Source organism: Croceicoccus naphthovorans, assembly GCF_001028705.1.
Taxonomy (GTDB): Bacteria; Pseudomonadota; Alphaproteobacteria; order Sphingomonadales; family Sphingomonadaceae; genus Croceicoccus; species Croceicoccus naphthovorans.
Genome location: NZ_CP011770.1, coordinates 1,257,594 through 1,281,308, shown reverse-complemented (window position 1 = coordinate 1,281,308; position 23,715 = coordinate 1,257,594). Strand labels below are relative to the sequence as shown.

16 protein-coding genes are annotated in these 23,715 nt (G+C 64.5%); 5 read left to right on the top strand and 11 right to left on the bottom strand.

The features are described from left to right. Positions 1-258: 258 nt before the first annotated feature. The gene (locus AB433_RS06475) at positions 259-615 is read right to left on the bottom strand and encodes a tetratricopeptide repeat protein (RefSeq protein WP_156170697.1); all 357 of its coding nucleotides are present in this window, start codon (positions 613-615) and stop codon (positions 259-261) included. A 328-nt stretch (positions 616-943) separates the two neighbouring features. Here AB433_RS06475 and AB433_RS06470 point away from each other — a divergent pair, with 328 nt between their 5' ends. Together AB433_RS06470 and AB433_RS06465 are read left to right on the top strand one after the other, a co-directional pair. Continuing rightward, complete coding sequence (locus tag AB433_RS06470; RefSeq protein ID WP_245626602.1) at positions 944-2,482, top strand: hypothetical protein; 1,539 nt, start codon at positions 944-946, stop codon at positions 2,480-2,482. A gap of 20 nt (positions 2,483-2,502) precedes the next feature. Continuing rightward, entirely contained in the window at positions 2,503-5,334 is a 2,832-nt protein-coding gene (locus tag AB433_RS06465) for a TonB-dependent receptor domain-containing protein (RefSeq protein WP_342670037.1), read from the top strand. 93 nt (positions 5,335-5,427) lie between these two features. On the opposite strand, the gene AB433_RS06460 is transcribed toward AB433_RS06465, so the two are convergent. From AB433_RS06460 to AB433_RS06450, 3 genes are all read right to left on the bottom strand, one after another. Next, a complete protein-coding gene (locus AB433_RS06460; RefSeq protein WP_047820390.1) occupies positions 5,428-6,099 on the bottom strand; it encodes a response regulator transcription factor in 672 nt (223 codons plus the stop codon). 244 nt (positions 6,100-6,343) lie between these two features. Then, positions 6,344-9,121, bottom strand: coding sequence for a preprotein translocase subunit SecA (secA, locus tag AB433_RS06455; protein ID WP_047820389.1), 2,778 nt, complete (start codon positions 9,119-9,121; stop codon positions 6,344-6,346). Between the two features lie 140 nt (positions 9,122-9,261). Further along, the gene (locus tag AB433_RS06450; protein WP_156170696.1) at positions 9,262-9,537 is read right to left on the bottom strand and encodes a hypothetical protein; all 276 of its coding nucleotides are present in this window, start codon (positions 9,535-9,537) and stop codon (positions 9,262-9,264) included. 108 nt (positions 9,538-9,645) lie between these two features. Between AB433_RS06450 and argJ the strand changes: the two genes are divergently transcribed. Genes argJ through AB433_RS06435 form a run of 3 tightly spaced genes read left to right on the top strand, consistent with a single transcriptional unit; the run spans position 9,646 to position 12,285 of the window. Beyond that, complete coding sequence (gene argJ / locus AB433_RS06445) at positions 9,646-10,866, top strand: bifunctional glutamate N-acetyltransferase/amino-acid acetyltransferase ArgJ (protein WP_047820387.1); 1,221 nt, start codon at positions 9,646-9,648, stop codon at positions 10,864-10,866. A 4-nt stretch (positions 10,867-10,870) separates the two neighbouring features. Further along, on the top strand, positions 10,871-11,488 hold the full coding sequence (locus AB433_RS06440) for a glutathione S-transferase family protein (RefSeq protein WP_047820386.1): 618 nt from the start codon (positions 10,871-10,873) through the stop codon (positions 11,486-11,488). Then, positions 11,485-12,285: an inositol monophosphatase family protein gene (locus AB433_RS06435; protein ID WP_047820385.1), complete on the top strand. Its 801-nt coding sequence runs from the start codon at positions 11,485-11,487 to the stop codon at positions 12,283-12,285. The genes AB433_RS06440 and AB433_RS06435 overlap by 4 nt, the downstream gene beginning before the upstream one ends. Here AB433_RS06435 and trxA read toward each other — a convergent pair. The 7 genes from trxA to AB433_RS06400 form a co-directional block, all read right to left on the bottom strand. Further along, positions 12,282-12,602 carry a thioredoxin gene (gene trxA / locus AB433_RS06430; protein WP_047820384.1) on the bottom strand — a complete coding sequence of 107 codons (321 nt, stop codon included), beginning with the start codon at positions 12,600-12,602 and terminating at the stop codon, positions 12,282-12,284. The two genes, AB433_RS06435 and trxA, sit on opposite strands and share 4 nt — an antisense overlap. Positions 12,603-12,678: 76 nt before the next feature. Further along, positions 12,679-16,161, bottom strand: coding sequence for a double-strand break repair helicase AddA (gene addA / locus AB433_RS06425; protein WP_047820383.1), 3,483 nt, complete (start codon positions 16,159-16,161; stop codon positions 12,679-12,681). Beyond that, positions 16,158-19,142 carry a double-strand break repair protein AddB gene (gene addB / locus AB433_RS06420; protein ID WP_047823486.1) on the bottom strand — a complete coding sequence of 995 codons (2,985 nt, stop codon included), beginning with the start codon at positions 19,140-19,142 and terminating at the stop codon, positions 16,158-16,160. Before addB ends, addA begins: the two co-directional genes overlap by 4 nt. Before the next feature lie 10 nt (positions 19,143-19,152). Continuing rightward, positions 19,153-19,878: a nucleotidyltransferase family protein gene (locus AB433_RS06415; protein WP_156170898.1), complete on the bottom strand. Its 726-nt coding sequence runs from the start codon at positions 19,876-19,878 to the stop codon at positions 19,153-19,155. 2 nt (positions 19,879-19,880) lie between these two features. Continuing rightward, positions 19,881-20,894, bottom strand: a complete 1,014-nt coding sequence (locus AB433_RS06410; RefSeq protein ID WP_047820382.1) for an aminoglycoside phosphotransferase family protein — start codon at positions 20,892-20,894, stop codon at positions 19,881-19,883. Further along, positions 20,891-21,346 (bottom strand): tRNA (adenosine(37)-N6)-threonylcarbamoyltransferase complex ATPase subunit type 1 TsaE, encoded by a 456-nt coding sequence (gene tsaE / locus AB433_RS06405; protein ID WP_082134814.1) that lies wholly within the window; start codon positions 21,344-21,346, stop codon positions 20,891-20,893. The genes AB433_RS06410 and tsaE overlap by 4 nt, the downstream gene beginning before the upstream one ends. Continuing rightward, entirely contained in the window at positions 21,343-23,673 is a 2,331-nt protein-coding gene (locus AB433_RS06400; RefSeq protein ID WP_047820381.1) for a PAS domain-containing sensor histidine kinase, read from the bottom strand. The genes tsaE and AB433_RS06400 overlap by 4 nt, the downstream gene beginning before the upstream one ends. Positions 23,674-23,715: the final 42 nt, after the last annotated feature.

Here is a 23,715-nt window from a genome sequence, read left to right as displayed (position 1 = left end):
GCGTTGTTCCGGGGCGGTGCAACCCGTGCCGCCACCCCCTTCGCAAAGGGCCATGAAGGCGGCGCGTTACACCAACGTTACGGTTTCACAACGCAGGTCCGACAGTCAAGCAAACCGTCGCGGCAGGCCGAACGCAAACGGGGCCGGGATGGCGATCCATCCCGGCCCCGTGTCCGTGCGGCTTGATATCGTTCATCGCGGGCGTTGGGGGTATCCCTTACGAAAACGATCCGTCAGCAGCAGTCAATCCCGCGCCGGTCAGTCCACCCGGGCCATGCGAGACTGTTCGAAAGAAACACTATAGGTCCGCGCCAGCTCTGCCCTGGCCAGTACGCGCGAATCGATCCATTCGCCGTCGACCGTTTCCAGCTCGTAACGCTCGGCCACGGCGGCCTTCTTATAGGCCTCACGCGCGTCGGCGGTGCGACCCGTCGCCAGATAGGCGGCGGCCAGATTGATCAGGCGGGCCGGATCGTGGCGATCGCCTTCTTCCAGCTGGGCAATCGCCTCTTGCGGATTACCGTTGGTCAGAGCGTCGTATGCAACTTCGGTGGTGTCGGCAGTCGAAGGCGTGCCTGCTGCAAGGGCCATCGCGATAATTGTTCCAAGAGCCAAGACATCTCTCCTCATTCGATAAGTTGAGGCAAGAATGCGGTTCGACCCGCCGATCTGCAACGAAAATGTCATATAGTCATCGAACTGTAACATTTCGGCGGTGCAGCAAACCGTCGGAATTGCAGCATTCCTGACAATCTGCGGTCACTTTTCACGGTTTATCGCAAACTGTGGATTGCCATCGAACTGTAATCCGGCGGCAAACAAACTGTCACTTCCCACGCCTAGCCCGGCCCTCGCGAAACGCATTCGCTTTTCTGATTCTCGGTACTTGAGGGGACCGCTCGTCGTGACAAATCTTCATCGTTCACTCGTCATTGGCTGCTCCGTGCTGGCACTCGCCGGCTGCGGCGGTGGCGACAAGATCGTCTCGCCCGGCACGGGCGGCGACATCATCATCAACAACCCGACCCCGGCACCCACCGGCGGCACGCCCACGCCTTCGCCGACGGCTTCGGTCACCCCGGCAGGCAGCTGCCCGACGCTGACCGGCGTTACCGACGATGGCCTGATTTCCGGCCCGACCGGCACCTATCGCGTCTGCCTGCTGCCGAACCAGATCAATGCCTCGATGGACCTGCCCTATGTTCCGGGCCTGCTCTATGCGATCGACGGCCGCGTCGATATCGGCAGCGATGGCGGTGCCGCGCCCGACAACAGCGACGGCCTGACCGACACCAACGTCACGCTGGGCATCGATCCGGGCGTTATCGTCTTTGCCAAGACCGGCCGTTCATTCCTGCTGGTCAACCGCGGCAACAAGATCAACGCGGTCGGCACCTCGACCCGCCCGATCGTCTTTACCAGCCGTCAGAACGTGATCGGCACAGCCACGGCCAGCAGCGAAGGCCAGTGGGGCGGCGTGATCGTTTCGGGCCGCGCGCCGGTCGTCGACTGCGCCGAAACGCTTGCCACGCCGGGCACCGTGGATTGTCAGCGCCAGATCGAGGGCGAGGACCAGCCCGCCCTGTTCGGCGGCGCGACCGTCGACGACAACTCGGGCACGATGAGCTATGTCCAAATCCGCTACTCGGGCTTCGTCCTTGGCGAAGGCAGCGAGCTACAGTCGCTGACCACCGGCGGCACTGGCACCGGCACCAAGTTCGACCACATCATGTCGTACAACTCTTCGGACGACGGCATGGAATTTTTCGGCGGCTATGTCGGCATGAAATACGTGGTCGTTGCCGGTCAGGGCGATGACGCCATCGACATCGACACCGGCGCACATGCCGGCCTTCAGCACGTTATCGTCGTCGAACGCCCCGGCGTCGGCAACTCGATGAGCGAGATCGACTCCTCGAACGGTCTGGTCGATGCCACGCCGCGTACCGACGTTCGCATCTCGAACGCCACGTTCGTCGGCAACTCCGCATTCCCGGACGGCGCGGGCCTCTATGTTCGTGGCGGTGCCGATTACTGGCTGACCAACTCGATCGTGGTTTCGCCGCAGGACGAATGCGTGCTGCTGCGCGACAATGCCACCGTGCAGACGACCGGCCCCGACGAACGCGGCCCCGTCGTGTTCAACTCTGTCGCGATGCAGTGCGGCGGCGACGGCGCGTTCAGCGATGCCCGCAGCCTGGGCGACGAAGGCCTGGCCGAGTTCAACAAGGACAGCAACAACGACGCTTCGGCGACCGACCTGCTGATGGCCACCTTCTTCAACACCGCCAACGCCAACAGCTATGCCGCGTTCAACACGGCCAACCTTGAAACCAGCTTCTTCTTCGCATTTGACGATACCGACCACATCGGTGCCGTGAAGGACGCGACCGACAACTGGTACGAAGGCTGGACCTGTTCTTCGTCGTACATCGACCTTGGCAACAACGTCGGCAGCTGCGCCAGCCTGCCGGTCTACTAAGCGAAAACTCAGGGGGAAGTGTGCGGCAGCGATCTGCCGGGCACTTCCCCTTCTTCGCATTCGACAACATCAAAATTCACGACCATCAGGGGGTCATCACGATGTCCAAAGGCAAGCAGGTCGCCGCGCTGCTTCTGCTCGGTTCCGCACTTTCGTTCCCGCATATCGCCATTGCGCAGGGCACCGGGGGCGCACCGGGCAATACCGGAACGGGCCTGTCACCCGCCGATGGCGAAACGACCGGCGATTCGCTTGTCGAGCAAACCGACGGCGCTGAAGACACCTATGATGACGAGGTCGAGCAACCCGACATCTCCGTCCCCGGCGGCGCGATCGTCGTGACAGGCCGTCGCAACCGCGACGTGGTCCGCGCCTCGACGCAGGTCGTGAACGTCCTCTCGTCAGAAGAAATCGCACGGACCGGCGAAGGCGACATCGCCGGTGCCCTGTCGCGCGTAACCGGTCTTTCGGTCGTCGGCGACGGCTTCGTTTTCGTGCGCGGCCTTGGCGACCGCTATTCGCTCGCCCTGTTGAACGGCCTGCCCCTGCCCAGCCCCGAACCGCTGCGCCGCACTGTTCCTCTAGACCTGTTCCCGACCGACATCGTGTCGTCGTCACTGGTCCAGAAAACTTACTCCGCCAACTTCCCCGGCGAATTCGGCGGCGGCGTCATCAACCTGACGACCCGCGCCATTCCCGACGAAAGCTTTCTGAAGTTGTCGGCCAGCATCAGTGGCGATTCCGAAACGACCGGCTTTAACGGCCTGACCTATTACGGATCGGGCAGCGACTGGACCGGTTTCGACGATGGCGCACGCGGCCTTACGCCAGAGCTGAAGGCCTATTTCGACAGCGGGCTCAGCCTCGACAATCCGGCCATCGATCAGCAGGCCATTGCCGGAACGCTGGTCGATCCGAACCTTGCCCTGTTGCAGCAGGTCGACGATGTGCCCGCCAACTTCTCCGGCTCGCTTTCGGCAGGTACGGCGGTCGACATCGGCAGCGATGCGCGGCTTGGCATCATCTTCAACGCCTCGCTTTCCAACAGCTGGCGCAATCGCACCGCGATCAAGCAGACATCCGCCGACCTGGTGAACATCGACACCGATTTTACCGAGTTCCAGACGAACCAGAAGATGGTCGCCAGCGGCCTTTTGGGCATCGGTCTGGAATGGGGCGACCACAAGGCCCGCTTTACCAATGTGTTCATCCGCGACACGTTGAAGCAAAGCCAGCTTGCCATCGGGTACGACGCCGATCTGGATAACACCCGCCTTGTCCAGGACAACGGCTGGTTCGAACGCCAGTTGTTCGACAGCCAGGCCGTGGTCGAACTGGACTTCGGCCGCCTTGGCGTGGACCTGCGCGGCGGCTTCGCCCGCACGGATCGTGAAGCTCCCTACGAATACAACTTCGAATACGTCCGCACCGACCGTGAGAGCGATCCGATCGGCGATGTCTTCATCAACCTGCTGAACGGCAACGAAGGTGATGCCTCCGTCGCGTTCTCGGACCTGAACGAAGAGCTCTGGTACGGCGGGATCGATCTCAACTACGAAGTGTTCGATGCAACGCAGCTGACGTTCGGCTATGCCCACACCGACACCTCGCGATATTCGGAGCGTCGGGCCTATACCTTCCGCGCGACGGGTTCTGGCTATATCCCTCCAGACGTCGATGCGATCGATCCGACGCCGTATCGCGTTATCGGATCGCGCTATCCCTCGGTCTTACTCAGCCCGCTGTTCATCGATTATTTCAACATCGGCCTGATCGACCAGACGCCGACGACCCCGGCGTTCCAGGCCGACCTCACCATCGATGCGGGCTATGGCAAGATGACGTGGGCGGGGCTAAGCGGCCTGACCGTCGATCTCGGCGTCCGCTATGAAGACGCGACCCAGATTGTCGCCCCGGTCAGCGTATTCAGCGACACGGCGGTCAATACCGCCGCCGTCACCAACATCGCGAACGATTACTGGCTGCCCTCTGGCACGATCACCTACGAAGTCACGCCGGAACTTCAACTGCGCGCGAGTGCTTCGAAGACGATCGCACGCCCGCAGTTCCGCGAGTTGATCTTTCAACCCTATCGCGATCCCGATTCCAGCCGAGTTTACGAAGGCAACCCGTTCCTGAAAGACAGCGAACTGACCAACTTCGAAGCGCGCGCCGAATATTACCTCGGTCGCGGCAACCGCGTGTCGCTGGCCGGGTTCTACAAGGACATCGAGCGTCCGATCGAAGCCTATTCGAACTTTTCCGACAACAGCCAGGTCACGCGCTATGCCAACGCGCCCGCCGCAACGCTCTGGGGTGCAGAGTTCGAGCTGAACTACGGCATCGACCTCTATTCGCTTGGTTCGTGGTTCGAGACGAAGCGTGCGCTGGTCGTCACCAACTACACCTATACCCAGTCGGAGATCAAAGTTTCCGACGGGGATACGACCGCCACCTTCCCTTCGCCCGTGCCGCGTCCGGCGAACCTGTTCTTCAGCGACGGTCTGCCGCTGACCGGGCAGTCGGACCACCTGCTGAACGTTCAGCTGGGCATGGAAGATACCGACAAGCTGCAACAGTTCACGGTCCTGTTCTCCTACGCCAGCAAGCGCGTGACGAGCCGTGGCACGCTGGGCCTGCCCGACATCGTCGAAGACCCCGGCCTGCGGATCGACCTTGTCGCGCGCGAAGGCACGGTGTTCATGGGCGTGCCGATCGAGATCAAGGCGGAAGCGCGCAACATTACCGGCCGCGACCATTTCGAATATCAGTCGGACGGCACCAACCGTATCGAGATCAACAGCTATGACGTCGGTCGCAGCTTCTCGCTGGGTATCTCGGCGGAATTCTAGATCCCTGCCCCGGACCACCGGGAATTATAAAACCCGGGTCGCTGCGAAGCGGCCCGGGTTCTTTTTCGTCCGTATTGATCGGAGCGGAAAGCATCAGGGACTGTCGAGAACGTAGCCCATCGCGCGAACCGTGCGCAGCATATCGCCGGCCCCTGCGCCCTTCAGCGCGCGGCGCAACCGGCCGATCCAGACGTCGACGGTCCGTTCGTCGATCGGCGGGTCCAGCTTGCCCAGACCTTGGATCAGGTCATGGCGGCTGAGCACCCGGTCGGGGTTTTCGACAAAGAAACGCAGCAGGCGAAATTCGTTCGGACGCAGCGGCACCGGCTTGTCGCGCCAGCGGGCCTGCAGCGCCAGAAGGTCGACGGTCAGATCCCCGAAGCGGATCTGCTGCGTGATCTGGCGCGGGCGGCGGTCCTGCGCGGCGAAGACCCGGTCCAGCACGGCGGTACGATCCAGTGGCCCGACCATGTAATCGTCCGCCCCGGCGCGCAGCGCACGGCGACGGTCCTCTGCATCGTCCTGCTCCAGCACGATGGTGACATGCGCGGCCTCTGTCCGGGGATCTGCACGAAGACGACGACACATCTCCAGCCCGGAACAATCGTCCATCACCCAGTCGAGAAAGGCCCACATCTGCCCATCGAGCAAGCGCCTTGGCCCGCCGCCGTCGATCCGGTCGAAGGTAAAGCGGGTTCCGGCATGCTCGAAATCATCGAGCGTGTCGCCGATCGGATCGCTGAGAAAGATATTGACCACGTCCACGAGGGCCCCCGGAAATCGTACGTTCCAAAGGCAAATGCCGCGCCTGTATGACGCATTCGTGACTACCAGACCGACAAATTGGCCTTCCGATAATCGGACGAATATCGTTCGGGTGGAGCGAAAAGTGCGGTGCGCAAGAACCGGCGCGCAGCGGCCATCATGGCCGTGAGCACCGGAAGCGCAGTGAACCGTGCTTTGCAGCCCTCCCGAGCGGGAAACGAAGCTGGCCAGAGGCCAATTCCCCTCAGGCCACGGCCCCATGACAGTGTTTGTACTTGTTGCCACTTCCGCAGGGACAAGGCGCATTGCGGCTGATGTCCATCCCGGCCCACGGGTTCTCGCTCTCCGCACCGCCCGGCCCGGCCTGCGCAAAAGTCGAACCCGCCAGCGCGCCGAACAGCGCCTGACGCTTCGACGAACCGTCACCGTCGTTGGAATTGTCCTCACCCGTCAGCGGATTGATATGGCCGGTCATCATGCCCGCACCCGGATCGGTGTTGGTCAAGAAATCGGGCAGGTCGGGCAGAACCGGCGGCTCCGGCTCAGCCATGCGCAGCTGGCTGGTCATCAGGATCTTGGTCACGTCCTCGCGGATCGCCTCCAGCATGCGTTCGAACAAGCCGAAAGCTTCCTGCTTGTATTCGTTGATCGGCGTCTTCTGCGCATAGGCACGCAGGAACACCACCTGACGCAACGCGTCGAGCGTGGCGAGGTGTTCCTTCCAGTGGTGGTCGAGGCGGTCGAGCAGGACCGACTTTTCGACCTGACGCCAGATCGAGGGATCGCTGTCGGCAAACTTCGCATCCATCTTGGCATCGGCCATCGCGGCAAGGCGCTGCTCAAGATCCTCGGGCTCGATCCCGTCTTCCTGCATCCATTCGTCAATGGGCGCAGGCTCGCCAAGGATGTCTTCGACCTTGGCCTTCAGCCCCTCGATATCCCATTGTTCGGGATAGGACCCCGGCGGGCAGGCAGCGCCGACGATGGCGTTCACCGTGTCGTTGCGCATGTCGATCACGACATCGTCGACTGCGTCCGCGTCCATGATGTCTTCGCGCTGCTCATAGATCACGGTGCGCTGGTCGTTCATCACGTTATCGTATTCCACGACCTGCTTGCGGATGTCGTAGTTGCGCGCCTCGACCTTCTTCTGCGCGGTCTCGATGGCCTTGGACAGCCACTTCGACCCGATGGCCTCGCCATCCTCAAGGTTAGAATTCATCATCTTGGAGAACAGCGTGTCCGGCCCGAAGATGCGTAGCAAGTCGTCTTCCAGGCAAAGGTAGAACCGCGACAGGCCCGGATCGCCCTGACGGCCCGACCGACCGCGCAGCTGGTTGTCGATACGGCGGCTTTCGTGGCGTTCAGTGCCCAACACGAACAGGCCCCCGGCATCCAGCACTTGCTGGCGCTCCGCCGCGATCTCTTCCTTGATGCGGGCCACGGCGGCATCGCGCTCTGGGCCCTCGGCCATGTCGCCCAGCTCGTCCTCGGTGCGGAATTCAAGATTGCCGCCCAGCTGAATGTCTGTGCCGCGGCCCGCCATGTTGGTGGCGATTGTCACCGCGCCCAGACGTCCCGCCTGCGCCACGATATGTGCCTCCATCTCGTGCATACGGGCGTTGAGGACGGCGTGCTTCACGCCCTCTTCCTCAAGGAATTTTGACAGCAGTTCGGACTTCTCGATGGAAACCGTGCCGACAAGAACCGGCTGGCCCTTTTCGTTATGCTCGCGGATAGAAGCGGCGATGGCACGGAACTTGTCGTGCGTGTTCTTGAAGAACTGGTCTTCCTCGTCGATGCGCTGCACCGGCAGGTTGGTCGGAATTTCCACGACGTTCAGCTTGTAGATGTCGAAGAATTCGGGCGCTTCGGTCGCCGCCGTGCCGGTCATGCCCGACAGCTTCGGGTACATGCGGAAATAGTTCTGGAACGTGATCGAGGCCATGGTCTGGTTCTCGGGCTCGATCTTCACACCCTCCTTCGCCTCGACCGCCTGATGCAGACCGTTGGACCAACGGCGACCATCCATCATGCGGCCGGTGAACTCATCGATGATCACGACCTTGTCGTCCTTCACGATATAGTCCGTGTCGCGCTTGAACATGTGCACGGCCTTGAGCGCCTGATCGAGGTGATGCACGACCTGCGTATTCTCGTAATCGTAGAGGTTCTCGGTCTCCAGAAGACCCTCGGCCAGCAGTACCTGCTCGACCTTTTCGAGGCCATCCTCGGTCAGCGTGATGTTGCGGGTCTTCTCGTCCTTCTCGAAGTCCTCTTCGTCCATCCGCTTCACCACCGCGTCGATCGCGATGTAAAGGTCGGACTTGTCTTCGGTCGGGCCGGAGATGATCAGCGGGGTGCGGGCCTCGTCGATCAGGATCGAGTCCACCTCGTCGACGATGGCATAGTTGAAGGGGCGGTGCACCTGCTGCTCGCGCGAGTGCTTCATGTTGTCGCGCAGATAGTCAAAGCCCAACTCGTTATTCGTCGAGTAGGTGATGTCGCAGGCATAGGCCTCGCGCCGCTGGCTTTCGTGCAGGTTCGGCACGATCACGCCGACGGTCAGGCCCAACCATCGATAGAGCTGTCCCATCCACTCCGCGTCGCGGCGGGCGAGATAGTCGTTGACGGTCACGACGTGCACGCCCTTGCCCGATAAACCATTCAGATAAGTCGCCAGCGTCGCGACCAGCGTTTTACCCTCACCCGTGCGCATTTCGGCGATCTCACCGCGGTGGAGCGCGATGCCGCCGATCATCTGCACATCGAAATGGCGCATGCCGAACACGCGCTTCGACGCTTCGCGCACCACGGCAAAAGCCTCTGGCAGCAGCGAATCGAGCGTTTCGCCAGCATCGAGCCGTTGCCGGAACAGCACGGTCTGGTTCTGCAGTTCCGCGTCGTCCATCGCCTCGTACGTGGGTTCAAGCGCGTTGATCTGGGCAACGATCTTGCCCATCGATTTGACGTAGCGGTCGTTGGACGAGCCGAAGAGCGACTTGGCGAAAGAGCCGAACATGCGAATTTTCCTTATGGAATTGGCCCAATGAATGCGAAGTTCGGGGGCCGAAATGCTGGGAAACGGGCCGCAGCGGCAAAAGTGCCACGCGCCCGGAACGGGTGGGGAATGCAGCGGCGCAAGGCCGCCGCGCAATCAACCTATTCGAGGGGCCGGTCGGCCAGCATGACGACGGGCAAAACGATCGTGACGGTGCGCCGCGCGCCCTGCGTCTCGAACGCGCCCGAACGGTTCGCGCGGGACGACAGCGTCTCGCTCGCCTCCGCTTCGCGGCGCACATTCTGGATATGCGCGCCCGACCGGTTTTCGCGTGTGATTTCAGCCGCTTCGCCTAGATACCCCATACGCGCCTGCCCCGGCGCAACCAGCGCGGCGAGGCCCAGCCAAAGGGCAGCAAGAGCAAAAATCCGTTTCATGCGAGCGCCAAGATAAGAGCGCCGCGCCGCAAAATCCACCCGCATAACCGTATTTTGCGCAAGAGAACCGCTTGTTAGGTGAAAGGCCGGGCGCTAACCGCCAGCATCATGGAAACATCGCCCCTCGCCCGCCCCTTCCCCGTCATGCCCGCCATCGACGGTGCCGTACCGCGTGTGGCGCGCGCGCAGTACAAGACGTGGGACCGCTGCGACCTGACTTATGTTGAGATGGCTGAGGGCACGAGCGTCGCGGGCGTATTCACCAGGAACGTCTGCTGTTCGAGCGAGGTCGAACTGGGCCGCGAGCAGATAAAGCTTGGCCGTGCGCGGGCGCTGGTCGTCAACGCGGGCAATTCCAACGCCTTCACCGGCTATCGCGGGCGTGAGGCGGTAGAGCAGATCATGGCGCAAGTCGCCGGGCACATCGGCTGCGAGCCGAGCGACGTCTTCGTTTCCAGCACCGGCGTCATCGGCGTGCCGCTCCCCAAAGACAAGGCAGAGGCTGGCGTGGCCAACGCGCTGACTGCCGATCCCTGTGATTGGGAAGCCGCCGCGGAAACGATCGGCACGACCGACACGTTCGCCAAGGGCGCGACCGCCAGCGCCATGATCGGCGACACCCGCGTGGAATTCAGCGCCATCATCAAGGGCAGCGGCATGATCGCGCCCGACATGGCGACGATGCTGGGCTATATCTTTACCGACGCGAAGGTTTCGCCAGGGTTCCTGCAACAGTGCCTGTCCGCCGCGAACGAGGCTACGTTCAGCTGCATCACTGTCGACAGCGACACCAGCACCAGCGACACCGTCCTTGCCTTCGCCACCGGCAAAGCCGGGAATGCCGAACTGACCGGCCCGGACAGCCCCGGCGCAGACGCCTTTGCCGCCGCGATCCACGACGTGTGCCGCCAATTGGCACATCTGGTCGTGCGCGACGGCGAAGGCGCGCAGAAGTTCATCGAGATCGCCGTGAGCGGCGCGATCAGTGACGATAGCGCGCGCCGGGTCGGCCTCGCCATCGCGAACTCGCCACTGGTGAAAACCGCCATCGCGGGTGAGGACGCCAACTGGGGCCGCGTCGTCATGGCCGTGGGCAAGGCAGGCGAACCGGCGGATCGCGACCGGCTCTCCATCGGATTTGGCGGCACGTGGGCCGCAAAGGACGGTCTGCCGCTGGCCGATTATGACGAAGCGCCGGTGGCCGCGCACCTGCGGGGGCAGGACATTCGCATCGATGTCGATCTCGGCATGGGCGACGGACGCGCCACGGTCTGGACCTGCGACCTGACGCACGGATACATCTCAATCAATGCGGACTATCGGACCTGAAGACATGACCGAACTGACCATCTGGGGCCGAATCAATTCCCACAACGTGAAAAAAGTCGTCTGGCTGACCGAGGAGATCGGCCTGCCCTATGTGCGCCACGATGTCGGCCTGCAATTCGGGATGGACGATGCCTATCTGGCCAAGAATCCTAACGCATTGATCCCCACCATTGACGATGGCGACCTGACGCTTTGGGAATCGAATACGATCCTGCGCTATCTGGCGGCCAAACACGGTGGGGAGCGCTGGTGGCCCGCCGATCCGGCCGTGCGCGCATTGAACGAGCGGTGGATGGACTGGCACTTCGGCTATGCCAGCGCACAGCACGGGGCATTCTGGCAAAACGTTCGCGTCCCCCCAGATCAGCGTGACCCAGATGCCATTTCCCGATCCGTAGAGGCTACGGCCAGGCGCATTGCCGTGCTGGAAGCGCATCTGGCCTGCAACGACTACCTGTCGCAGGGCGATTTCGGCATCGGGGACATCCCGATGGGCTGCTACATCCACACCTGGTTCGCCCTGCCGATCGATCGCCCGGCCTTTCCCAACGTGCGTCGCTGGTATGACCGGCTGCTCGAACGTCCCGCCTATCGCGAATATGTGGCGATCCCGCTGACATGAGCGATACGCTGACCCGCGAAGTCCACGCTCTGATGCAGCGCGTGGCGGAAAGCGTGGTCCTGCCCCGCTATCAATCGCTGGCCGCGCACGAGATTGTCGAGAAAAAGCCCGGCGATCTCGTCACCATCGCCGACCGCGAAAGCGAGGCGATGCTGGCCGAGGGGCTGGCGCGCATCTTGCCCGAAGCGGCCATCGTCGGCGAAGAGGCAATGCACGCCGATCCGACGCTGATGGAGCGGCTGGGCGATACGCTGTGCTGGATCGTCGACCCCATCGACGGAACGCGCAACTTCGCCGCAGGTCGCCCACCGTTCGGCCTGATGATCGCACTGGCGGAAAAGGGGGAAACCAGGGCGGGCTGGATCTATGACCCACTGCAGCAACGCCTGTGCCATGCGGCATTGGGCGGTGGCGCTTTCGTCGATGGCGAACGCGTTGCGGCGCGGGAATCCGGCGAAACGCCCCCGGTTGCGGCAATCTCGATGATCTTCATGGACGAGATGCAGCGGCATCGCATGAAGACCGCCATCGCGCCCCATTATCGCCTGACCGACATCCCCTACTGCGCGGCGGAGCAGTATCCCCGCCTTGCGCTGGGCGTGAACGATGTGTCGATTTTTGAACGCACACTGGCGTGGGACCACGCGGCGGGTGCGCTGTGGCTTAACGAAGCAGGCGGCCAATGCGCCCGGTTCGATGGATCACCCTATCGCGTGGACGAGTGGGAGCGCAAAGGCATGATCGCCGCGTCCAGCCCGGCCCTTTGGGACGGGCTGGCGCGGCGGCTGGAACCTTAAAGTTCCGATTCGAGCCACGCCTTGAGCGCACCCTTCGGAGCTGCGCCCAGCTTCTGCGCGGCGGGCTTGCCGTCCTTGAACAGGACCATCAGCGGGATCGACTGAACGCCCATCTGCGCAGCAATGTCGGTGTTCTCCATGATGTCGACCTTGGCGATGGTGACCTTGTCGGCCAGCTCGTCGCTGATCTCTTCCAACGCGGGGGCAATCATCTTGCACGGACCGCACCAGTCGGCCCAGAAATCGACCAGCACGGGCTTGTCGGATTCGAGAACGTCGCTCTGGAAGCTGGCGTCGGTGACGGCTTTGGTCGGCATGGGAATTCTCCTGAAAGCTTTGCACCTAGATAGGCGCGGCACGCCCGTTGGCAATCCGCCGCAAGGCCAATCAATTCTAGGCCCCCCGTAACCGGGCCTTCTCCGGCCCTATCAGGCTGTCGGGCAGAACGAACAGCCGCGGCGCATGGGTATAGAGCAATGCGCACTCGACCCGCCGTCCGGGATGAATCGCCTCAAGAGCGCAGGCATATGCGGCCATCTGGCGGATATAGGCGGCGGGGATCGCGGCAATGTCAGTGGGCGGACGGCGGGCGGTCTTGAAATCCACCACGCGGATCGGCGCTGCGGGCTCGGCGGGAAGGCACAGCCGGTCAATGGTGCCAGCCACGACTTGCCCGCCCACGGTTGCGGCCAAGGGCACCTCTGGCAGCGCATCGGGTCCGAAAACATCGGCAAAGTCCGGATTGGCCAGCGTCGCCACCGCCGCCGCGACCATCTCGGCCCGTTCGGCGTCGGACAGGTCCGCCGCCTGCCGCGCCAGCCATTTCGCGCCGGCCTCCGCGCGCCGTTCAGGCAGCAGTTCGGGCAATCGTTCAAGCAAACGGTGGATCAACACGCCGCGCCGCGCCGCAAATCCCGCATCGCCGCCCGGCCCCGCCGGCAGCGGCGGATCGGGCGCATCGTCGTCCTCGCCCAGTGACGATGGCGCGAGCGGGCGCGGCGGGCGCGGTTCCTCGGCCACCGGACGCGTCAGCCATGCGGGCACCAGCGGAAGCGGGGCCTGCGTGGCCCCGGCGGGCATCCCGTCCTGCACCGGCGCGGGCGTGCCCCATGTCTTCGCCGCCGCCCAGATATCGTCGTCGCGCCAGTCATCCTCGACCAGCGGTTCGAGCCGCGCGTACCAACTGTCGGCGGGCGCTTCGGTCTTTTTCGCGGGCAAAGCACCGGCCACGAACAGCGCCTCTTCCGCCCGCGTCATCGCAACATAGAGCAAGCGCCAGTGTTCTTCGCGCTCGGCCTTGGCGGCAGCTTCCTGCGCTTCGGCCAAAGGCCCCAGTCGTTCTTCCTTGCGCAGCCCCGGCATCGGCAGACTGCGCGCAGCGATGCCGGTGGCGATGTCGATCTCGTCCAGTTCCAGCGTGCGCGGCGGCGATTTGTCGGGATCGTCGGCAGTATCTGCCAAGATGACGATAGGTGCTTGCAGGCCCTTCGATCCGTGCACGGTCATCACGCGGACCAGCCCGCCCTGCTGCTCCGCCTCGCGCTTCAACTCGCCCTCGCCCGCGTCGAACCAGCGGATGAACCCGGTAAGGCTGGGAACGTTGCTGGCAGAGAATGCCAGCGCGGCGTTCAGCAATTCGTCGATGGGATCGTTCGCCTCTTTACCGAGCCGCGCGACCAGCGCCCGCCGCCCGCGCCACGGCCCGGCAAGCAGCCAGTAAAGCAACGCCTGCGGCGGCGCGTAATCCGCCTCTGCCAGCAAATCGAGCAACATCGCCCGCGCCGCCAGCGGCTTCGGCTCGCTCGATCCGCGCAAATGATCCCACAGCCGCATGCCCCGATCGCGATAGCCATAGGCCAGCAGATCGCCCTGCGACCACCCGATCAGCGGCGAGGTTAGCAAACACGCCAGCGACAGGTCATCGTTTGGCTGCGCAGCGAAGCGCAAGGCCGCCATCAGGTCCCGCACCGCCAGCGGCGCACCAAGCCGCAGTCGGTCCACCCCCGCAACCGGCACGCCCCGGGCATGCAGTCGCGCGACGATCAGCCCAGCCAGTTCCTTGCGCTTGCGGACAAGCACCATGACATCGCCCGCCTGCGCATTGCGCGCGCCGCCCTTGGCCAGCGGATAGCCCTGCCGCAGCCACGCCTGCACCTGCCGCGCGATATTGTCCGCCACGCGCCGGTCGGGGCGGGACAGCCACGATTGCTCGTCCTCCGGCTCTTCATCCTGCGGATCGTCGCCAGTCGATCCAACGGCGCGCCAGATCACGACCTGTCCGGGGCGATTGTCGCCAATGTGCGGTTCGGGATCGTCCTTCAGGCCGAATTCGCGCGGGCCGATGGCCTCGATCGCGGCATCGACGAAATCCAGCACCGGCTGCGCGGTGCGGTAGCTGCGCCCCAGCCCATATTCCTGCAACGGGCGGATTTCGGCATCGCCACGCAGGGCATCGAAATTCGCGCGCGTCGCCTCGATCCGGCTCTTCACCCGCTGCTTGGCGGCCTCGAAATTCTCGGGGCTGGTCCCCTGAAAGCGGAAGATCGCCTGCTTGTAGTCGCCCACCACGAACAGAGTGCGCAGCCGGTCGCCTCGCGCACCTTCGCCCGCGAAGAATTCGTCGGTCAGTGCGTCAATAACATCCCACTGCGCGGCGTTGGTGTCCTGCGCCTCGTCGATCAGAATGTGATCGAACCGCCGGTCAAGCTTGTAGCGGATCCAGTCCGCCATGTCGGAACGCTTCAGCAGCCGCGCCGCCTCGTGAATCTGATCGTCGAAATCGACCAACCCCTCGCGCGCCTTGGCCTCGCTCCACTTCAGCGCAAAGGCCCGGCCCAGCGTCAACGCCGGGGCGAGCCACTGGGCCAGCTCGCCTAGATTGCGGGCGCGCTCCACCGCATCGAGGCTTTCCCCAACCCGCGCCGCGTATTCGGCGTAATCGGGCAAGTGCTTTTCAACGGACTTGAGCGATTTCACGTCGCCCTTTTGCGTAAACACTGCCGCGCGAAGCTGGTCGAGCAGTTGTAGCCGCACATCGGCCCCGCTGGCCAGCCATGGCGCGGCCACTTCCTCGAACTTGCGTGCCGTCGCAGTGCCCCAGGCCAGCTGTGCCTCCAGGCAGCGCCGCAGCGATCCGATGTCGAACGCCGCGTCCTCGCACAGCGCCCGCACGTGCTCCTCGCCATGATCGGAGGACAGGCCCAGCAAACGATGCACGCGCGGCAACAGAGGCGGCTGCCACGCCCCCGGCCCTTCCCACGCAGGGCGCGCTTCGGCACAGGCCATCAGAAACCGCTCGACTCCCGACTGGTCGGTGCGCAGTGCCAACATCGCCAGCGCGTCGATCAGCGTCGTATCGCCTGCTGTCTCCGCATTGAGCAACATCTCGGCCAGCGTATCGCGGAGCAGGATTTCGCGGTCGCGATCCTCCATCGGCCGCGTGCCGGGGGCCAGCCCAGCCTCTAGCGGGAACGCCGAGAGCAGCCATTGCGAGAAGGCGTGGATCGTCTCGATCCGCAAGCCACCGCCGGGGCAGTCCAGTACGGCGGCAAAGCGGGTTCGCGCACGCGCTACCGTTTCCGGCCCCGGATCGGCCCCGATCGCAATCAGGTCCTGCGCCAGCGCCACGTCATCTGCCCGCACCCACCCCGCCAGCACGTCGTTCACGCGCGTCGCCATTTCCGCCGCGCCCGCCTTTGTGAAGGTGAGGCACAGGATCTGCGACGGCTCGATCCCCGGTCGCAGCAACAGGCGCAGCACCCGGGCCGACAGAACCTGCGTCTTTCCCGTTCCGGCGCTGGCCGAAAGCCAGACGGTATCGCGCGGGTCGACGGCATCGGCCTGACGGTCTTTAAGGGGATAGACCTTGGCGCTCATGCGTCCTCATCCCGGCCCTGCCACTCGTCGAGGCGCATCAGCTGATCGTAATCGTTGTATCCCGCCAGGTCGGGATTGAGCCGAGCTGTGAAAGCCTCGCTTCCGACGATCCAGCGGTCGATCGCATCTTTCAGGAACCGAGCACTCTCGAACAGGAAATCCTCCCGCGCGATGCCCGATTTCTTGCGGCCCTCAAGGATCGGCTCGACCATATATCCGAACCCGTCCTTGCCCTTCGCCAGCGACCAGTATTCGAACCGCGTGGGGGTTCCGCTCACGCCATCGAACCCGTCGCTCTCCGCGATCAGGCCGGTCGTGCCCAGCTGCAAGGCAAAGCCCTGCTCGACCATGCTCGCGCTGGGCGGCATGCCTGTCTTGTAATCCACCACGGCCAGCGTCCCATCGGGCAGGCGGTCGATGCGGTCGGCCTTCGCCGTCACCGTCACACCGTCGAAGCGCATCTCGCCCTTCTTCTCGACCAGCACGACTTCGCGCCCTTCGGCGGTCAGCCGCACCTGCTCCGCCTCTACCCAAGCCAGCCCCGCCATCAAACGCGGTTGCCACAGCCCGCGCATGAATGGATGGTTCGACAGGTCCGACAAATGCCCCGCCGCCAGAGGCAGCAGTGTGCCGGGTGCGCAGCCGAACTTGTCGTACCATTGTTGCAGGATGGCGTGCACCGCCGTGCCTTTCCAAGCGGGCGTCGGCTCTTCGTCGATGGATTCCAGGCGGCGCAGGCGCAGGATATGGCTGGCGTAGAACTGGTACGGATCGGACCGCAGGCGATCCAGCGCGGTGGCGCTGATTTCCACCTTGCGCTGATCGGCATCGGGCTTCGGTTCAGGGCGCGGATAGGGCGGCGCAGGATCGGCCTCGTCCATCGCTTCGGCCAGCTTAGGCGCTTCCGCCTCGACATGCGCGTCGAACTGGTCGCCCAGCATGGCCTTGACCCGCAGGACGAAGCGGCTGGCGATTACCGGCCCGCCGACATCACGGCGCGCGTGGCTCAACACGACTTCGGGCGCGCCCAGCGCCGCGGCAAGGTCGTGCGCGGCAAGGCCAATGCGGAAATCCCCACCCGGCACGCCCAGTGCACGCAACACGGCAGGGGCGATCAGCGGGTCGGTCGATGACGGCGCGGGCCACGATCCCTCGGTCAATCCGCCGCAGATGACGAGATCGGCGCGGCTCATCCGTGCCTCGATCAGGCCATAGATTGCGATACGCGGGTGCCCGCCCCACAGCGGTCGCACGGACTGCTGATCCATTGCATCGCGCAGCACGTTGGCGATTTCCGCCGGGTCGAGCGGTGTCGCCTCATCCCGCGCGGCCATGCGCAAATCCTCGACGAACCCCGCCAACGCGCGTCCATCGGCATTGGCCCAAAGCGCCGTTCCGCACAGCGCCTCCCCCGCCGTCGCCAGCGCATCGAGCGCCTCCAACAGCGGCACTTCCTCTGCCTCGCCCATCGCAACGAGCGGTGCGAGCAGGGCTTCCAACCCCTGCCACCATTCCGCCAGCGCCTTGTCGTCACGCTTGCGGGCCAGTTCCATCACCAAGCGTGCCGGCGGCTCCAGCCCCACGTCCAGCCTTGGTCCGCGTAATTGCAGGTCGAGCCGCCGGACGTGCTGCAACCACTTGCGCCGAGCGTCTCCCTCACCGCCCGCGAACGGGTGGGACAGGGCCGACAACAGCGGTAAGGGCGCGGCCCTCGTGGCGATCACCTCGGCCAGATGCAGGAACAGGCGCCCCGCCACCGTTTGCGGCAGGGGCATGCCCGCCGAATCGTCAGCACGGATGTTCCAGCTGGCCAGGTGCGCGATGACCCGGCCCGCCAGCCCGCGATCGGGCGTGACCAGCGCGATTCGCTTCTCCGGCACCTCCAACGCCTCACGGATCAGCACCGCGATGGCCTTCGCCTCCGCCTCAGGATGCGCGGTTTCCATGATACGCACGCCTGCCAGCTTGCGTCGTTGCGGCGGCAGATCGACCCAACTGGCCGACTGTTCGGGCGGAAGGAACAGGTTCGAGATCGCCTTGCTGCGTTCGGGCGGGGCAGCGCCCATGCCGCGCCGGTGCCAGGCGCGCACTTCGCCCCGGTTCACGCCCATGCGGTTCAGCAGCAGCTTCAGGTGATACTGCGGGTGCGTCACCGCATCGCCCGCACCCAGCGGCGGCTCGTCCGGATCGTCGGAATGACCCGCCGTGCCCAGTGCATCCCAGACCGCATCGTCAAGCGACAGGTCGAGATCGGGCAGCACAACAGCCCCATTGGATAGGCCCGCGACCACACGCAACAGGCGCGCAATCGCCGGGCTGGCGCTGGTCACGCCCGCTGCAACGATGGGATACGCGGGCGGCGCTTCACGCCAGCGCCGGGCGGCGTGGTCGAACAGGGCATTGCGGCGCGTCGGCGCATCGACTTCCCCCCGACGCTCCAACTCGGCGCTCCACTGCGCCTGCACCAGCCAGAACAGCCGCAAGTTCTGCTCCCAGTGATGCGCCAGATCGCCGACGATGCCGCGCACCCGATCGCCCAGCAGGTCGGCGGGATCGATCCCCTCAACCTGCAAACGATCAAGCGCGCGCGCAATCTCTCGCGCCTGTCGCAACAGGGCGGCGCGGGTCGGCACCGTCCGCCCTTCGGCCCGCATCGCCTGTTCCAGCATCGCCGCCAGCGACAGCCAGCGCCGCGTCTGATCCGCGGCGGGCGGCACGTCCGCGCCGTCGCCAATCGGATCGAGCAGCGGGCCAAGTGTTTCGTCAAGTTCGATATCGCCGATCACCGCCATGCGCGGCAGGAGCAAGCCCTCACCCGAAAGCCTCACGAACGCCTCTGTCACCGTGCGAACCGCGCGGCGGCTGGGGAGCAGCAAGGTCAGGCGGGCGAGACCGAAGCGATCTTCGGCATAGCGCGGAATCAGGCCAGCGACGAGGGCATCGGCAAATCCCCGGTGCGCGGCAATCGAATAAATATTCATGCGCGCGTGTTCAGACACGCGTGAACAGCTCCTCGGCCGGGGCGATATGCTCGGGCTGGCCGATCTCTATCCACTCCCCGCTATGGATCGTGCCGTATAGGCGGCCTTCCTCGATCGCGCGGCTCCAGAATACATTTGTGCTGAACTTCGCCTCGTCTGGCGGATCACGCAGCAGGCGGGATGAACACAGCTGAATGCCGCTGAACACGAAGGGCGCGACGCGGCCCGCCTTGCGGCGGCTTACCCGCCCGGTTGCGTCGAGATGAAAGTCGCCCACCCCGCGATAATTGTGCGCGCGCGGATGCGGTACAAGCAGAAGCAGCGCGTCCATCTTCTCCGCATCCCACGCGGTCGAAAGCTGGCGAAACACATCGCGCGGGCCATCCAGCCACATGGCATCGGAATTGAGGCAGAAGAACGTATCGCCCAGCAATTCCTGCGCTTTGACCAGCCCGCCGCCGGTTTCCAGCAACTGCTCCCGCTCGTCAGAAACGGTGACTTGGGGGCTTTGGCGCAGCTTCACATGCGCCTCGATCGCATCGGCAAGGTAGTGCACGTTTACAACCGCGCGCGAAACGCCCGCCGCCGACAACCGGTCCAGCGCGTGATCGAGCAGCGGCTTGCCGCAGACCTTGACCATCGGTTTCGGGCGGCTGACCGTCAGCGGGCGCATCCGCTTGCCCAGCCCGGCCGCCATGACCATCGCGACATCGGTCGCCAGCGGTTCCTTGCCCAACGTCACGCGGGCGTCGCCCCCCCCTTGGCGCGCAGGTCGGAAGGAATATTCGCGTCTATCCACCGCGCCAGCGGTTCCAGCGCCGGGTGCGCCAGATCGCGTTCCATCAGAGCCCAGACTCGCGGAATCAGATCGAGATAGCGGTGCTTGCCGTCACGCCGCGACAGCCGCACGAATATGCCGACGATCTTGGCATTCCGCTGCGCGCCAAGCCGGGCATAGTCGGCCAGAAACGCCTCTTCATCGGCAACATGCTGCAAGTAATGCCGCAGCATCTCTGCCTCCAGCGACGGATCGACATCGCGCCGAGCGTCCTGCAACAGCGAAACCAGATCGTAGGCCGGATGCCCGTTCAGCGCGTCCTGAAAATCCAGCAAGCCCTGCCCATAGGATTCGAACCCCGCATCATCGGGAGAGAGCAGCATGATATTCTCGGCATGATAATCGCGCAGCACGGTCACGCCCGAACCTTGCGCGGCCAGAACCGGCTCCATCACCTCGCGCCAAGCGGCCTCGTACCCGGCATCGTCCACAGACAGCCCATGCGCAACGCAGAACCACTCGGTGAACAGCTTTGCCTCACGCAGGTATTCGTTCAGGTCATAAGGGCGGAACGGCCCGGCGGGCGCGGCGTGCAGCTTGGCCAAAACCGACACGGCGTCGCGATAAACCGGCGTCTCGTCATCGGGCACATCGTCGAGATGATCGCGCATCCGGCGGTGCCCGAAATCTTCGAGCAGCACCAAACCCTGGGCCGCATCCTCGGCCAGAACCTGCGGCGCGCGAAAGCCGTGCTGCAACAGGTAATGCGCCGCGTTCAGAAACGGGCGCGGATCCTCGTTCGGCGGCGGCGCGTCCATCAGCATCGCGCTTTCGTCGCCGCGCACAATGCGGAAATAGCGCCGGAAAGAGGCGTCGCCAGCCAGCGGCTCTATCGCCGAATCGCCCCACCCGGCGGCATCCAGAAAGGCACGAGCATGGGGCGGAGCGGTATCGGGCGTAACAGCAGCGTTCATGGCAGGCGGTCTAGCCAATCTTGCCCGGCAGTGACAATCGCCAACCGCCCCTCATCCGCCGTTTCCAACCGGATCGAGAGGCATCCGCGTTCATGCGCGAAACCGCCGGCGTGTTCGGGCCATTCGGCAAGCAGCGCAGCGCCATCGCGATAGTCGTCCAATCCAAGTTCCTCGACCTCTGCCGGATCGTCCAACCGATAGAAATCGGCATGAACGAGCGGCAGGCGCACGGCGGGCGGATCATAGGTCTGGATGATCGCGAACGTTGGGCTGGGTACTTCGCCCTCATGCCCAAGCGCAGCGACAATCGCGCGGGCGAGCGTGGTCTTGCCCGCCCCCAGCCCACCCGACAGCGCGACGACATCGCCGGGGCGCAACAGGCGCGCGATCCTCGCACCAAATGCCTCGGTGGCGGCAAGATCGGGCAACCGGGTCGGCGCAGCGTCGGTCACGGCAGCGCGATGGTTGCGGTAATGCCTGAATTGGCGTGCTGCATGAATTCTATCGAACCGTCGTGCGCCTCGATCAATTCACGCGCGAGCGGCAGGCCCAGACCCGCATTTTGCCGCGCAATCTCCGCCTCCGGCCCGGTCGCTCCGGTCTGATAGTGGATCATGATGCGCGGCCCTTCTCGGCGGCGTTTCAGGTCGATGTTGATCCGCCCGTCCTTCCCGGTCACCGCAATCGCGTTGTCTATGACATTGCCGATTGCCCGCGCCAGCCGTCGCGGATCGCCGATGACCGTGCCCGCCGTGCGGTCGCCGCGCAGGTTAAGCGTAATCCCCGCCGCCTCGATATTCTGCGCGCGATCGTGCACCAGCCGGGTCATCAGAGGCATCAGTTCGATCGTCTCTCGCGCCAGCGGCAACAGCCCCGCCTCGCTCTGCGTCAGGTCCAGCACCGATTCGATCTGGTCCGACAGGCGCGCAGTCGATTCGAGGATCGCAGTGACATATTCCGCCCCGGCCTCGCTCAACTCACCCGCAACACCGTCGCGCAGCATCTCGGCAAACCCGGTGATAGAGGTCAGCGGCGTGCGGAACTCATAACTCATGTTCGCCAGGAACCGCGTCTTGACCGCATCCGCCTCGACCAGGGCCTGATTTCGTTCGAGCAGCGCCGCTTCGGCCTTTTGCGAATCGGTGATGTCGAGGCTGGTCAGCATGCCGTTCCCGTCGGGCAGCGGCACGCCCATCAGGGCCATCGTCCGACCATCGGACAGCGTCACCCGCCCGCCCGTCTGCTCGCGGCGGAGCGTTGCCGCCTCGATCACCATCCCGATCCTTCGCGCATCGGACGGGGCGTTCAGGCGCGGGGCCAGCGCCTCCAGCAAGGCATCGATATGCGGGTGGCTGCCAAGGAAGTCTTCCGACAGCGACCATTCGGACGCGAAGCGCCGGTTCCACAATTGCAGACAACCGTCGGGAGCAATCACGGCAACGCCTTCGAACAGGCTGTCCTGCATCGCAGTCCGCACCCGCAACAGGGTATCGCGCGCGCTGGCCAGTTGCAGCTGTTCGGTGCGGTCCTCGACAATCATCATCAAGCCGCCATCGGGCATTGGCTGGGCAACGATGCGCAGGTGACTTCCGTCGGGCAGCACCCATTCCTCGTCCTGCGCCTCGCTGGCGGTGAACCAGTTATCCTTTTCGCGCCGCCATGCCGGAAAATCGCGCACTTCTGGCAAGCGGCCCGCGTCGCGCATCACGCCGAACACTTCGCCGATGGGCGTCGATTCCTGCCCGATACTTGGCGGCAGGCGAAACAGGCGCTGCATCGGCAGGTTCACGAAGATCAGGTTGCGACCGGCATCGAACTGCGCGACGCCAGAAGACAACTGATCCAATAAAGCCCGCTGCGCCGCGCGGAATGCGCGATATTCGCGGGCAAGCATCTCAAATTCTTCGACATCGATGGCATAGCCCGCGATACCTTCGTCTCCGACAGGAAGGTCGCTGACTTTTACCGCGCGACGCTCGCCCTCGATCGTGGCCATCAGGTTGCGCTGAATCGCCTGACCGCTTTTGCGCGCTTCCAGGGCGACCTGTTTCGCGGAGACGCCCTCATGCTCCTCGACCAGTTCGATATTGCTGGCCACCACGTCTTCCGCGCTCTCGCCGCCGACCGCCGCGACATAGGCGCTGTTGACGAGACGAAGGCGACCATCGGCGGCGCGGAACCACATCGGTACCGGCGCGGCTTCGATCAGGCCGACAAGCGAGGAAAAATCGGTCCGAGCACGCTCTGCACTTTCGGTCAGGCGGGCAATCTGGGTCGCGCTGTCGCTGGCATCGACCAGCCAGACCAGCACGGCCCCGCCGCGCGATACCTGCGGATCGGCCAGATGCCCCGTCACCGCCAGCGCGTGCCCCTCTCCCTGCGGATGCAGGACCATGCGAAACGGGGCGGCGGAACTCAGCGTGCGGCGGACATGTTCGTACAGGGCGTCGATCTCCGCCCGCGGCACCCCGCGCGCGCCCTCACCCGCCAGTTCGGTGATCGTATTGGGCAGGGCATCCAGCCCAAACCAGCCCGCCAACCGGTCCGACGCCTCTATTCGCCCATCGGCCCGCACCAACAGGGGCAAGGCAGGTGCCTCGTCCATCATCCGGGTCATGCGCAGAACGCGCAGCTTGTCGCGGCGGGCGGTGAGCGAACTGCGCCGCGCGGCCAGCAGCGTCCAGGCGGCGGCCGCGGTCCAGCACGCCATCATCAGGCCCAGCAGCACGAGCGCCGGAACCCCGATCTCTATCGTATCCTGACCCCACCAGTTACCCATGGATCAACGGCTATGCCCCTCCCGCGCGCAAGACAACAGGCA

Excerpts from the sequence above, each read along its gene's own strand:
- AB433_RS06435 (WP_047820385.1), top strand. The coding sequence starts at position 11,485 with ATGAGCGATACGCTGACCCGCGAAGTCCACGCTCTGATGCAGCGCGTG.
- AB433_RS06400 (WP_047820381.1), bottom strand. The coding sequence starts at position 23,673 with ATGGGTAACTGGTGGGGTCAGGATACGATAGAGATCGGGGTTCCGGCG.
- AB433_RS06450 (WP_156170696.1), bottom strand. The coding sequence starts at position 9,537 with ATGAAACGGATTTTTGCTCTTGCTGCCCTTTGGCTGGGCCTCGCCGCG.
- addA (WP_047820383.1), bottom strand. The coding sequence starts at position 16,161 with ATGAGCGCCAAGGTCTATCCCCTTAAAGACCGTCAGGCCGATGCCGTC.
- secA (WP_047820389.1), bottom strand. The coding sequence starts at position 9,121 with ATGTTCGGCTCTTTCGCCAAGTCGCTCTTCGGCTCGTCCAACGACCGC.
- AB433_RS06440 (WP_047820386.1), top strand. The coding sequence starts at position 10,871 with ATGACCGAACTGACCATCTGGGGCCGAATCAATTCCCACAACGTGAAA.
- argJ (WP_047820387.1), top strand. The coding sequence starts at position 9,646 with ATGGAAACATCGCCCCTCGCCCGCCCCTTCCCCGTCATGCCCGCCATC.
- AB433_RS06410 (WP_047820382.1), bottom strand. The coding sequence starts at position 20,894 with ATGAACGCTGCTGTTACGCCCGATACCGCTCCGCCCCATGCTCGTGCC.
- trxA (WP_047820384.1), bottom strand. The coding sequence starts at position 12,602 with ATGCCGACCAAAGCCGTCACCGACGCCAGCTTCCAGAGCGACGTTCTC.
- addB (WP_047823486.1), bottom strand. The coding sequence starts at position 19,142 with ATGAATATTTATTCGATTGCCGCGCACCGGGGATTTGCCGATGCCCTC.